Raw genomic sequence first — 12,980 nt, forward strand, 5'->3', positions numbered from 1 at the left:
GTGATCTAAAAAAGAAACAGTACTAACCACCTTGAGTGGCTTGTATAATCAGGATATTATCGTTATTTAAAACTCTCGTTTTTTTCCAATTATTTTTAGGAATAACCGTGTTGTTAACAGCCACAGCAATACCATTTTTAATAGGACTGAGTTTAGAAACGATAGTTGCAAGCGAAGTATCTTCGGCAACCTGATGAATAGCATTGTTTACGTTTATAGATATCATAATCTTGATTTAGATAAATTTCCATAAACTTTTAAAGGATAACCGAAATTGAAAATCGGTTTTAGTGAAATGATTTTGAAAAGACTGAACTTTTTCCTCCGGCTGTATTAACAGCGTCAGGTTCAAAGGATATTTCTCAAACTACTTCGTAGTTACTCCTAAAGTTTATTTTATTATTACAAATTTAAATGAAATTAATTGAAATAAACGAATCATTTTAGATGAAATTTAAAAATAGTTTTGCTGTTTTATAACTTGTTTCCCTTAATTTTGCCATTCGAAAAATAAATGCATGCCACTACCCGATTATAAAAAACAACTCCTTCCTACTTTAAAAAAACACTTTGGATACGATCAGTTTCGTGCTCAGCAACAAGAGATTATAGAATATGTTCTTGAAGGTAACGATGCTTTGGTTATTATGCCAACTGGAGGTGGAAAATCGATGTGTTTTCAAGTGCCTGCCTTACTTTTTGAAGGTTTAACTTTAGTTGTATCTCCGCTTATCGCGTTAATGAAGGATCAAGTAGATGGTTTAAAGGCAAATGGTATTCAGGCTAATTTTTATAATAGTAGCCAGTCTGCAGAAGAACAACATGCTATTTTAGAACAAGTTATTAATGCTCAATTAAAGCTTTTGTATGTCGCTCCAGAAAGTCTTGCTGGTTTATCTAATATTTTAAACGAACGTTACGTAAGTTGTATCGCAATTGATGAAGCGCATTGTATTTCGTCTTGGGGTCATGATTTTCGTCCGTCATATCAGCAACTCGGTTTTTTAAAGAAATCATTACCAAATATTCCAATTATAGCGTTAACTGCTACTGCAGATAAGGCGACGCGTCAGGATATTTTAGATCAATTAAAAATTCCGAATGCACAACAATTTATTTCATCTTTCGATAGACAAAATATTTCTTTAGAAGTCCGTTCTGGAACAGAAAAAGTAAAACAGATTATCAGTTTTGTAAAAAAACATGCAAATGAATCTGGAATTATTTATTGTTTAAGCAGAAAAAATACAGAGGAACTTGCTAAAAAATTAAATAGTAATGGTGTACCTGCAACAGCATATCATGCAGGACTTAGTTTTAACGAACGCAGTAAAGTTCAGGAAGATTTTGTGTACGATCATACACAGGTAGTTTGTGCCACTGTCGCTTTTGGAATGGGAATAGATAAATCTAATGTGCGTTGGGTAATTCACCATAATATGCCTAAAAACATAGAAGGGTATTATCAAGAAATTGGTCGTGGTGGTCGTGACGGATTGCCTGCTCACGCCCTATTGTTTCATAGTTACGCAGATGTAATTCAGTTACGTCGTTTTGCTTCTGGAGCTTCTAATGAAGAAGTTCAGATTGCAAAATTAGAACGTATGAAACAGTTTAGTGAAGCGACAACTTGCCGCAGAAAAATTTTATTAAGCTATTTTGGAGAGTTGCTTGAGGAAAATTGTGGAAACTGTGATGTTTGTAAAAATCCGCCACAAATTTTTGACGGTACCATTATCGCTCAAAAAATACTTTCTGCTGTATATCGTCTTAAAGAAAAAGAAGCTATCGGAACCATTTTAGATGTATTACGAGGCTCTCAGAATGTAAATATTTTAGAAAAAGGATATAATAACTTAAAAACCTTTGGAATTGGTAAAGATATTGCCTGGAAAGATTGGCAACATTTTATTATTCAGCTTATGAATCAGGGGTATTGCGAAATAGCATTTCATAAAAACAATGCGTTACAGCTTACAGAGTTTTCCAAAAATGTATTATTTAAAGGTGCAAAAGTATCTTTAACACGTCCTGTACATATTGCAGAACCAAAAGTTAAAGAGAAAGTAAAACGCACAAAAACGAAACGAAAAAGTATACCTACAAACGATACGCTGTTTGAACGTTTACGACAATTGCGTTATAAAATCTCTAAAGAAGAAAACATTCCGGCTTATCTTATTTTTAGTGATAAAACACTAATTGAAATGGAGCGAGATCGCCCAATGAGTATCATGGACCTTATGGATGTAAGTGGTGTTGGACAACACAAAGCAGAAACTTATGGCGATGAGTTTATTGAAGAAATCATGAAATTTCTTGGATCTAAACCTAAGAAAGAGAAAAAGCGTTCTACACATTTAATAACTTATGATTTGTATAAAAAAGGCTTGTCTATAGAAGAGATTTGTATGCAAAGAAAATTAAGAGACACAACCATATATTCGCATATTGCAAAACTTCATAGTGACGGGAAAGATATTAATATTTATGATTTTGTATCGAAACGCGAAGTTGAAGATGTTAAAAAAGCAAAACAAAATATAGAAGGATCAACTTCATTAAAAGCGTATTACGACTATTTTGATGAACAATTAGATTACTTTAAAATTCGATTAGCATTAAGTGTTATAGATAAATAATTTCAATCGTGTTTTTACTAAAAATCATTTCAGTTTAAATAGAGTTTCTTAAATTCGTAGCTACCATTATTCGCTTATGAAACAATTAAATCAACCATTATATTATTTATTTATAACCTGTGTATTTTTATTTACAGCGTTTAGTTACGGACAAGATTCTACAGATGTAAAGGCCCCCAAAATAGAAATTGAATACACCGATGAAGGTTTTGAATTTAAAACTTCCGATGATAAATTTGCACTTCATATACAATCGCGGTTACAATTTAGATTTTCTACACCAAGTGATGAAAACCCAATAACTAATGATGAAATTTATTCAGATAAAGAAACCGTTTTTAAAATAAACAGGGCGCGATTAAAAGTTGGTGGTCACGCATTTCAACCTTGGTTAAAGTACTATTGGGAATACGAATTATCTGCAGGGAATCTTATGGATTTTAGAGTGATGATTGAAAAATATTCGTTTTTCAAAATTAAAGTAGGACAATGGAAAACATATTATAACAGAGAACGTGTTATTTCTTCAGGAAAACAACAAATGGTAGATCGTTCTATTTTAACACGTCCTTTTACTTTAGACAGACAACAAGGGGTTGAATTTTTTGGAAGAATTAGCCCTAGTAAATATGCCGATTTCACGTATAATGCTTCACTTTTAACAGGAACAGGACGTGGCTCTGATGTGAATGATGACAATCATTTAATGTATGTTGGTCGTTTGCAATATAATATAATGGGGCGTGAATTAAGTTTTACAGGATCAGATTTGGCTTATCACGATAAATTTACAAGTTTAATAGCTGTAGCCGCTGCCACGAATAGAAGTCCGTATACGCGATTTTCGCAAGCTGGTGGAGGACAATTAGAAGGGTTTGAAGAAGGAGTAGATGGACAGTATAGAACAAATCAATATCTATTAGAAACAGCATTTATGTATAAGGGATTATCTTGGCAAAATGAATTTCATTCTAAAGAAATTCATGATTTTGTAAACGATAAAACCACAACTTTAAAAGGAGCTTATTTTCAAACAGGATATTTCTTTAATAATATATGGTCTAAATTTCCTAAGCCTTTAGAACTTGCTGGACGTTATGCTTATTACATTCCTAATACAGATCTATCTGATAATCTGGAAGAAGAATTTGCTTTTGGTGGAAATTGGTTTTTTAAGGGACATAGAAATAAACTAACGGCAGAAGTTACTTATTTTGAATTTCAAGCAAATACAGATTATCTAGATAGTGGATGGCGATTTAGATTACAATGGGATATCTCGTTTTAAAACTGTTGACAAAAGGCGTATAACCCATAAGAATTACTAAGAATATGTGCGTGAAAATTAGTATTTTTCGCAATATTTTAATCCAAATAAATTATCAGTATTTTGAAAGTATGTATTGCTGAAAAGCCAAGTGTTGCCAGAGAAATTGCATCTGTTTTAGGAGCTAATACTAGACACGATGGGTATTACGAAGGTAATGGTTATGCGGTAACCTACACGTTTGGTCACCTATGTACTTTATTTGAGCCTAACGACTACAAACCATACTGGAAAAGTTGGGATTTAAATAATCTTCCTATGCTTCCCGATAAGTTTAAGACAAAAGTAACGTCGGATTCGGGAATACAAAAGCAATTTAAAATTGTAAAAAGTCTTTTTGATAAAGCAGAACTTGTTATAAATTGTGGGGATGCTGGTCAAGAAGGAGAATTAATACAGCGTTGGGTTTTAGACCAAGCAGAATATAAAGGCGAAGTACAACGGTTATGGATTTCCTCATTAACTACAGAAGCTATTAAAGAAGGTTTTGAGCATTTAAAATCGTCTAAAGATTACGACAATTTATATTATGCCGGATTTTCTAGAGCGATTGGAGATTGGCTTTTAGGAATGAATGCTACTCGTTTATACACCCTTAAACATGGCGGATACAAACAAGTACTTTCTATTGGACGTGTGCAAACACCTACTCTAGCCATGGTTGTTAATCGTTTTAAAGAGATAGAAAACTTTAAACCACAACCGTATTGGGAATTGCAAACCATGTATCGAGATACTTTATTTAGTTATGAAGAAGGGCGTTTTCTTAAAATGGAAGATGGTGAAATTCTGGCAAATAAAGTTAAAGAAGACGATTTTGAAATTGTTTCGATAACCAAAAAGAAAGGAACAGAATATGCACCTAAATTATTCGATTTAACAGGATTGCAAGTCTATTGTAATACGAAGTTTGGGTTTTCTGCAGATGAAACTTTAAAAATTGTTCAGAAATTATATGAACAAAAAGTAGTAACTTATCCAAGAGTAGATACTACGTTTTTACCAAATGATGTATATCCTAAAGTACATGGTATTCTTCAGAAACTAACAAAATACAACACCTTAACAGAACCGCTTTTAGGAAAGAAAATAAAGAAATCTGCAAAGGTATTTAACGATAAAAAAGTTACCGATCACCACGCTATTATTCCAACAGGAATTCAGATTAATTTACAATACAACCAACAACAGGTTTACGATATTATTGTAAAACGATTTATTGCCGTATTTTACGACGATTGCTCTGTGTCTAACACCACAGTAATTGGGAAAGCAGCCGATGTTAATTTTAAAACAACAGGAAAAGAAATTCTTAAAAAGGGTTGGCGTGTTGTATTTGAATCGGCAGACAAAGAAAAAAAGGAAACAGGTATTTTACCAACTTTTGAAAAAGGGGAAAAAGGACCGCATACACCTTCGTTTTTAGAAAAACAAACCAAGCCACCAAATCAGTTTACAGAAGCAACACTTTTAAGAGCTATGGAAACTGCAGGCAAGCAGGTAGATGATGATGATTTAAGAGAATTAATGAAAGAAAATGGTATTGGAAGGCCGTCTACGCGTGCCAATATTATTGAAACATTATTCCGAAGAAAATATATTGTCCGTAATAAAAAGCAATTGTTACCTACAACTACAGGTGTGCAGTTAATTGATGTGATTCAGAACGAATTATTAAAATCTGCCGAACTTACGGGGCTTTGGGAAAAGCAATTAAAGGATATTGAAAAAGGAGATTACAATGCAGGAACGTTTATAAATAACATGAAACGCATGGTAGACGAATTGGTTTACGAAGTACGTAGCGAAACCAAACGTGCCAATATATCTTATGAAGCCACAGTAAAAAAGAAAGCCGCTAAGGTTGTTGCAAAAAAACAAGCTGGAATTTTAACAGAAACTTGTCCGAAATGTAAACAAGGAACCTTGATAAAAGGAAAAACAGCTTACGGTTGTAGTGCTTTTAAATCTGGATGTAAATTTGTTTTACCGTTTACTTTTAATGATAAAAAAATATCTGAGAAACAATACATCAGATTGCTTCAAAAAGGATCTACTGTTAATCTAAAAGGGTTTAATGTAGATGGAGAAAAAGTTGAAGGTTTATTACGATTTAATGATGATTTTAAATTGGTTTTAGAACCTAAAGTTGTTGTGAAAAAACAAGTTAAAGAAGCTGCTGTTCCCGATACGTTAACCTGTCCGAAATGTAAAAAAGGCACCGTTGTAAAAGGAAAGACGGCTTATGGTTGTAGTGCGTTTAAATCTGGATGTGACTTTAGAGTTTCTTTTGATGATGTTAGAACAAAATCTGCTGGAGAAAAACTAACTAAAGAATTAGTGTTTAAAATTTTAAAAGAATCTGTTTAAAGCTATGCATCATCATTATAAAATATTTAAACCTTATGGTTATTTAAGTCAGTTTGTAAATAACGGAAAGAAACAAAATAGTAAAAAACTGCTTGGTGAATTGGGAACGTTTCCAGAAGGCACAATGTCTATTGGTCGCTTAGACGAGCATTCTGAGGGTTTATTATTATTAACTACAGATGGCAAAATATGTTACTTTGTAAACAGTTCTAAAGTAGATAAGGAATATTATGCTCAAGTAGATGGAGATATTACAGAAGACGCTATAGAACAGCTAAAAAACGGTGTTGAAATAGGTATAAGCGGAAAGAAATACAATACAAAACCTTGTCCTGCTTTTAAATTAACCCAAATACCTGATTTGCCTGAACGTGGGAAAAAATTAAGAGACGATAGACATGGCTCAACATCTTGGGTATCTATAACTTTAAACGAAGGTAAATTTAGACAAGTTCGTAAAATGACTGCTGCTGTAGGCTTTCCAACATTACGTTTAGTACGTGTTCGTGTTGGTGATATTACTTTAGAAGGCTTACAACCTGGAGATTCTATAGCATTAGAAGATGTAAAGGCAGCATTAATATTAAACTCCTAAACGTTCTAAAACATTTTTTTTAAAGGTTTCTCCTATTGGAATTCTCATCTCGTTTTGAAGTACAATTTTAGTTTTTTGTAACGCTTTTATTGCATTTACATTTACTATAAAAGATTTATGTACACGTAAAAAATGATTATTTCTAGGTAATTTTTCTAACATATCTTTAAAGCTTAAAAGCGTAATTACTGCTTTGTTATTGCCTTCGATATGAATTTTGATATAATCTTTTAGACCTTGGATATAAGTAATCTCTTCAGTCTTAATTTTAATATTTTCGTATTCCGATTTCACGAAAATAAAATCGTTTTCTTGTTTTACAGGAGTCACTTCATTAGAAGAAAGACTTGAAGGTTTTAAATTTAGTAACTCGTATTTTTCTTTTGCTCTCGCAACGGCTTTTATAAATCTATGAAAAGGAATAGGCTTTACTAAATAATCTGTAGCATTTAAATTAAAACCATCTAATGCATATTGCGGATAAGCCGTTGTAAAGATAAATTGAGGTAAATTCTCAATAGATTTTACAAGATCTATACCACTTAGGTTTGGCATCTCTATATCTAGAAAGACCAAGTCCACATGGTGTTTATTAAGCTGTGTAATGGCTTCTAAAGGATTGGTACATTTTGCAATAATGTCTACACCGCCTATTTGATTTAAATAAGATTCTACAACATCTATAGCTAAAGGCTCATCATCTATAATTATACATTTCATACCGTTAGATTTAGGTCTAAATGTACAATAAATTGATTACTGACTTCTTTAATTTCTAGTTTATGTTGGTTTGGATATAGCAATTGTAAACGTTCTTTTGTGTTTTGTAAACCAATTCCAGAGTTTTCTGGATCTTGCTTTCTATTCCCAATTAAGTTAATGCTTTTAAAATCTAAATTATTACCATTAACGTTAATTTCTATACATACAAAAGTGTTTCCTTTAAAATCTGTACCGTACTTAAATGCATTTTCAATAAATGAAATTAATAATAAAGGTCTAATTTTTTGTTGTAAAATACTCCCTCTAATATTTAGAGTAACATCTTGATTTCTGGCAATTCTTAAGCGTTGTAATTTTAAGTAATTCTGTATGTAGTCTAACTCGTCACTCAATTTCACAAAATCATTATCTGCTTGGTATAACATATAACGCATAAGTTCCGAGAGCGTAATAACTGCTTCGGGAGCGTCATTAGATTTTTTACTTGTTAATGAATAAATACTATTTAAAGAATTAAATAGAAAATGTGGGCTTAATTGATTTTTTAAAAAATGCAATTCGGCCGAAGATTTTTGAGATTCAATTTCTTTTTGAAGTTGAATGTTTTTGTCCCATTCAGAATACATCTTAATAGCTGTACCTATAACAACTAGAATAAGATTGAATAAGATAGGTAAACCAAAACGGAAGATTCTAAAGTTTGGTCTTTTGTAATCTTCTAATTCTGTTAAATGAGTAAGTGCTGGTTTTGGAAGTACAAATTCTATTAAAACCACGCCTATTACTATTAGACTAATAACAGATATTAGATAATAATATTTTTTTTTGTTCAGTAAAAATTTAGGAACTAAATATAGGTAGTTAACATAAAACACTAAGATACCTACAATTAGAAAATTTAAAAAGGTAAAGGGGAAATTACCTGTGTTAAAATAGACCTGAAGAAAGAATAGAAATAAAAAAATCGCCCAAATAACAATATGTATCAAGCCTTCTTTTTTTAAGTTTCTCAATAGATTTATTGATATACTCATTTCTTGATTAGTATTGTTAATTTAAACAATTTAGGATAATTTTATTTTCTTTTAACTCTTCTAAAGTTATTGTTGGAGCAACTTTTTCTTCAAGTTTACTAATAACAATATCTGCTATTTTATTAGCATCATCTTCATTGCAAAATGAGATGTTTTCAGAAATAGCTGGTATGTAATCTTGTTTAATTAAAAGTTTATCGTTCATAGTTATTTCGTAGCCATAACCAGAATTTGTTTTATAAACTTTTGAATTGAATATTGAAGATGAACTCTTATTTGTTTGAAAAAATATGGCTACTATTAAGATAATTAAACCAAAACCAAATACGAATTTTAAAATATTCTTCATAAAATTATTAATTTAATCCCAAGATATGCATCACTATACCTTGGGATTTAAAAATAAACAAATTAAAAAACAAACAATTATAGTAACCTTAAAAAGGCTAGCTAAAATTAATCTTCGTCGTCGTAATCCTCTTGAGGAAACAACTCGTAATTATCATCTAAGTATAAACTTCCACTTCTTCCTAAAAGAACGAAAGCTCTATTTCCGTTAGAAAACGCTATTGCATCTTGACGAGAATAACCTTCTAAACCTGTAATATCTTCCCAATCATCTTTTGCTGGATCGTATTCCCAAGTACTATTAAGAACACCTCCATTATAACCAGATACGATATAACCTAATCCATCTATTGTAAATCCAACAGCATTAGATCTAACAACGTTATAATCGTCTTCTTCATCTAAGTCTAATAAACTTGTAAATACTTCTGTAGTTGGATCAAAAACCCAGAAATCAGTTTTATATAAACCATTACTTACACCCTGTTCCGATATATACTTTATCGTTAATAGTAAATGTTGTTCCAAAACGACGTTTTTCTCCACCAAATCCTACTAGTTCAGACCATGTATCTGTAGTTGGGTTGTATTTGTAAAAATCTTTTCTATCATTATCACCATCGTAACCTGTACCAACATATCCTGTACCATTACCAGCAAATCCTATAGCAGCTTGTCTTACACCACCCATATAATCAGCTTTCTGTGTCCATACATTACTACTTGGGTTGTATGAGTAAAAATCTGATAATTCATCAACACCATCATATCCAGTACCTAAATAACCAATTCCATCAATAGTGAATCCTGTAGCAGAACTTCTTTCAACACCTGGGAAATCAGCTTTTTGTACCCAATAATCACCGTCAATATTATATTGCCAAAAAATCATTTAAATAATCATCTCCGTCATATCCTGTTCCCATATAACCTAAACCGTCAATAACAAAACCAACGACATTGCTTCGTGGTACACCATCGAATACAGATCGTTCTACCCAGTTTCCTCTATCGTCATCGTCATCACTTGAACAGTTAAACAGACTTAATGTTAGTACACACAGCACTAAAATTTTTGTTGAATTTGTAATCATATTTAGAATCATTTATTATAATTTATTGCTGACTTAATTTTGATATCAGCATCTTTTAAATTAGAACCTCAAATTTACATGCAATAGAGGCAGTTTAAAAATAAAGTAGATAGGCTGAGCATTTGTCTATACAAACACTGTTTCATACTCGATGAATACAGTAATACTTATAAATAGTCTAAATGTAACAGTTTGAAGATATATTATAGGGTTTTGTCTAACAATTTTCTAATCTAATTTATAAGATAGTAAGTTCGCAAGATTTTAAAAATGAAATATGAATTCAATTTTTTTTAGAGCGCTATTTTGCGCCTGTTGTTTTGTAACGCTTTTAGTATCCTGTGACGCTGATCTAACATCTGTAGAAGAAGTAGGTGAAGATTGGATTAATAACGGTACTAAGGTGTATTATATAGACACCTTGACGGTAGAGACTTCTACATACAAATTTGACTCTTTAGCAATTACAGGAGTTAGCCAATATATTATGGGTAGTTATACAGATCCTGTTTTAGGAGGCATTAAGGCAACACCTTATCTTGAATTGTATACAACAGATTTCGATATAGATGAAGATGCAGTTTTTGACTCTATAGCCTTAATATTAGATTATACAAATTATTATTATAATGATACGCTGTCAAGACAAAAATACAATGTATATGAGGTTTTAGAAGAGATAACACAAGATGATGACGATAATTATTATTATAATACTACAGATTTTGATTTAGGAACAACGTCTCTTGGAACTGCAGATTTTCTCCCTACTCCTATTCGTGAAGATTCAATCCACTATACATTAAACAATAGTTTTGGACAAGCTATTTTTGACGATATTCAGGATAATATAATTAATAATGTTGATGAATTAACTGAAAAATATAAAGGTATAGCAATCGTATCGGATGATAATAATACGGCGGTCTTAGGAATTAGTACAGGTTCTAAATTACGTTTCTTTTATACAATACCAGACGAAGACATTGTAGAAGAAGGAGATGAATCTTATTTTGACATGACTTTTAATTCTGCAAATAGTTTTCATAGCATTACACAAACTAGTATTAATTCTAATTTAACGAGTTTAGATGATCAGGCAGAAGAAGTATCTAGTAAAGTTACAGACAATACTTCTTACATTCAGGCCGGATCAGGATTAGCTACACGAATAGACATACCTTATATAGAAAGTGTAAATTCTATTAAAGGCTCTGGAGCTATTATGGATGCTAATTTAAAAATATCTATAAAACATAATACAGATACTGATAACCTATCTATTAGAGATTCTTTAAATGTGTATATTATAGACCAATTTAACGATACTTCTTATCAACTTATAGATTATACAGGAAGTGTTGTTTATGGTATTCAAACAGACGATGAAGTTGGATTAAATAACGGTTATATCACATATGTTATTCCTATAAAATATTTTCTTGATTTAAAATTAAATGAAGTCAACGCTGACAATCTTTTTCTTGGTATTACTAGTCAAGGTTACAACGACTCTGTAGACCGTTACATTTTAGAAGGTGAAGATGCAGAAAACGATGACACAAAAACAACTTTAGAATTAAACTATGCATTATACGACGATGACTATGAATATTAATAAATTATTAACCACAATCACACTATGCTTTTTTACTTCTTTATCTGTTTTATCGCAAAGTAATTCGCTTACAAGTTCTCCTTATTCATTATATGGTTTAGGAACATTTAACTCGACTTACACAGGAAAAACATCTGGAATTGGTGGTACTGGTATAGCAACTAGTTCTAGTAAATTTATTAATAATTTAAACCCGGCTTCTTTAGCTTCTGTGCCTTTAAAAACATTCTTTTTCGATGTAGGTATGAAGTCTGAATATGGTGTGCAAATAGATGGTGGTGTTAGTGAAACTAAAAATGTAGCCAATTTTTCTAATATGGCATTTGCTTTTCCTTTAAGCAAAAAGTCAGGTGTTAGTTTAACTCTTATTCCATATACTAATGTAGGTTATAGTTTATCAAATATTAAAACAGATATTGAAGGAACAACAAGTTATTTTGTTAGTGATATTGATGGTTCTGGAGGATTAAATAGTTTAAAATTAAATTACGGATATTCACTATTAGATAATTTAAGTATAGGAGCTACAGGTTCTGTATTATTTGGTCAGATTATAGAAAACGAAATAGACTACATAGGGTCTAATGTTTTAACCATTTACGACGCTAATAGTTATTCTGGCTTTCAATTTGGTGCAGGTGTACAATACGAGCCTATAAAAGATGTTACAGTAGGTGCTGTAGTTACATTTCCTAGTTTAATAGGTGGTAGTAAAGAAACCACTGTATCTCAATATTATGATGATGAAATTCAGTACTCAGACGACTTAGATGATTTTGAACTACCTTTAGAAGTTGGATTTGGTATACAAAAAAGATTCTTAGACCAAGTAGATGTTGCTATAGATTATAGAATGAAATACTGGACTAATACAGACCAAACAGATGACTTAGGTACATTTGTAGATCAGAACATTTTAGCTTTAGGTGTAGAATTTGCTCCTAGTGCAAATCCGCTTAAATTCTGGAATAATGTAGAATATCGTGCTGGTTTTAATTACGATTCTGGAAATTTAGAAATAGACAATAAAAAGATATATAACTACGGTGCTAATATAGGAATAGGAATTCCTTTAAGCTATGATGGGTTATCAATGTTAAACCTATCTTATACGTACGGGAAAAAAGGCCAAGTTTATGATGGCCTTATTCAAGAAAATTACCATTTAATTACTCTAAACTTAAGTTTAGCAGGACAATGGTTTGTTAAGAGAAAGATACAATAAGAGT

Annotated in this window: 13 protein-coding genes and 1 riboswitch; of the genes, 6 read left to right on the forward strand and 7 right to left on the reverse strand. The window is 31.4% G+C overall.

Features of this window, described 5'->3' with window-relative positions; all coding sequences use genetic code 11:
• Positions 1 to 22 precede the first annotated feature (22 nt).
• Positions 23 to 226: a sulfur carrier protein ThiS gene (gene thiS / locus GQR95_RS12045; RefSeq protein WP_159023396.1), complete on the reverse strand. Its 204-nt coding sequence runs from the start codon at positions 224 to 226 to the stop codon at positions 23 to 25.
• A 76-nt stretch (positions 227 to 302) separates the two neighbouring features.
• A riboswitch (TPP riboswitch) is annotated at positions 303 to 396 on the reverse strand.
• A 122-nt stretch (positions 397 to 518) separates the two neighbouring features.
• On the opposite strand from thiS, the gene recQ reads away from it, so the two are divergent.
• The 4 genes from recQ (at position 519) to GQR95_RS12065 (ending at position 6,934) form a co-directional block, all read left to right on the forward strand.
• A complete protein-coding gene (gene recQ, locus GQR95_RS12050; protein ID WP_159023397.1) occupies positions 519 to 2,642 on the forward strand; it encodes a DNA helicase RecQ in 2,124 nt (707 codons plus the stop codon).
• A gap of 76 nt (positions 2,643 to 2,718) precedes the next feature.
• Positions 2,719 to 3,930, forward strand: a complete 1,212-nt coding sequence (locus GQR95_RS12055; protein ID WP_233265922.1) for an OprO/OprP family phosphate-selective porin — start codon at positions 2,719 to 2,721, stop codon at positions 3,928 to 3,930.
• A gap of 102 nt (positions 3,931 to 4,032) precedes the next feature.
• Positions 4,033 to 6,339 (forward strand): type IA DNA topoisomerase, encoded by a 2,307-nt coding sequence (locus GQR95_RS12060; protein ID WP_159023398.1) that lies wholly within the window; start codon positions 4,033 to 4,035, stop codon positions 6,337 to 6,339.
• A gap of 4 nt (positions 6,340 to 6,343) precedes the next feature.
• The gene (locus GQR95_RS12065; RefSeq protein ID WP_159023399.1) at positions 6,344 to 6,934 is read left to right on the forward strand and encodes a pseudouridine synthase; all 591 of its coding nucleotides are present in this window, start codon (positions 6,344 to 6,346) and stop codon (positions 6,932 to 6,934) included.
• On the opposite strand, the gene GQR95_RS12070 is transcribed toward GQR95_RS12065, so the two are convergent.
• The 6 genes from GQR95_RS12070 to GQR95_RS17115 all read right to left on the reverse strand — a co-directional run bounded on the left by GQR95_RS12070 (position 6,923) and on the right by GQR95_RS17115 (position 10,133).
• Positions 6,923 to 7,654: a LytTR family DNA-binding domain-containing protein gene (locus tag GQR95_RS12070; RefSeq protein WP_159023400.1), complete on the reverse strand. Its 732-nt coding sequence runs from the start codon at positions 7,652 to 7,654 to the stop codon at positions 6,923 to 6,925. The genes GQR95_RS12065 and GQR95_RS12070 overlap by 12 nt on opposite strands.
• Positions 7,651 to 8,433, reverse strand: coding sequence for a sensor histidine kinase (locus tag GQR95_RS12075; RefSeq protein WP_159023401.1), 783 nt, complete (start codon positions 8,431 to 8,433; stop codon positions 7,651 to 7,653). The genes GQR95_RS12070 and GQR95_RS12075 overlap by 4 nt, the downstream gene beginning before the upstream one ends.
• A 274-nt stretch (positions 8,434 to 8,707) precedes the next feature.
• On the reverse strand, positions 8,708 to 9,040 hold the full coding sequence (locus GQR95_RS12080; protein ID WP_159023402.1) for a DUF4907 domain-containing protein: 333 nt from the start codon (positions 9,038 to 9,040) through the stop codon (positions 8,708 to 8,710).
• A gap of 107 nt (positions 9,041 to 9,147) precedes the next feature.
• Positions 9,148 to 9,585 (reverse strand): hypothetical protein, encoded by a 438-nt coding sequence (locus GQR95_RS17105; protein WP_370514473.1) that lies wholly within the window; start codon positions 9,583 to 9,585, stop codon positions 9,148 to 9,150.
• Entirely contained in the window at positions 9,512 to 9,931 is a 420-nt protein-coding gene (locus GQR95_RS17110) for a Kelch repeat-containing protein (RefSeq protein WP_370514474.1), read from the reverse strand. Before GQR95_RS17110 ends, GQR95_RS17105 begins: the two co-directional genes overlap by 74 nt.
• Positions 9,912 to 10,133, reverse strand: coding sequence for a hypothetical protein (locus tag GQR95_RS17115; protein ID WP_370514475.1), 222 nt, complete (start codon positions 10,131 to 10,133; stop codon positions 9,912 to 9,914). The genes GQR95_RS17110 and GQR95_RS17115 overlap by 20 nt, the downstream gene beginning before the upstream one ends.
• A 277-nt stretch (positions 10,134 to 10,410) precedes the next feature.
• On the opposite strand from GQR95_RS17115, the gene GQR95_RS12090 reads away from it, so the two are divergent.
• Positions 10,411 to 11,751: a DUF4270 family protein gene (locus GQR95_RS12090; RefSeq protein WP_159023403.1), complete on the forward strand. Its 1,341-nt coding sequence runs from the start codon at positions 10,411 to 10,413 to the stop codon at positions 11,749 to 11,751.
• Positions 11,741 to 12,976 (forward strand): hypothetical protein, encoded by a 1,236-nt coding sequence (locus tag GQR95_RS12095; RefSeq protein WP_159023404.1) that lies wholly within the window; start codon positions 11,741 to 11,743, stop codon positions 12,974 to 12,976. Before GQR95_RS12090 ends, GQR95_RS12095 begins: the two co-directional genes overlap by 11 nt.
• Positions 12,977 to 12,980: the final 4 nt, after the last annotated feature.

It is taken from the genome of Formosa sp. L2A11, assembly GCF_009796865.1.
Classification (GTDB): domain Bacteria; phylum Bacteroidota; class Bacteroidia; order Flavobacteriales; family Flavobacteriaceae; genus Formosa.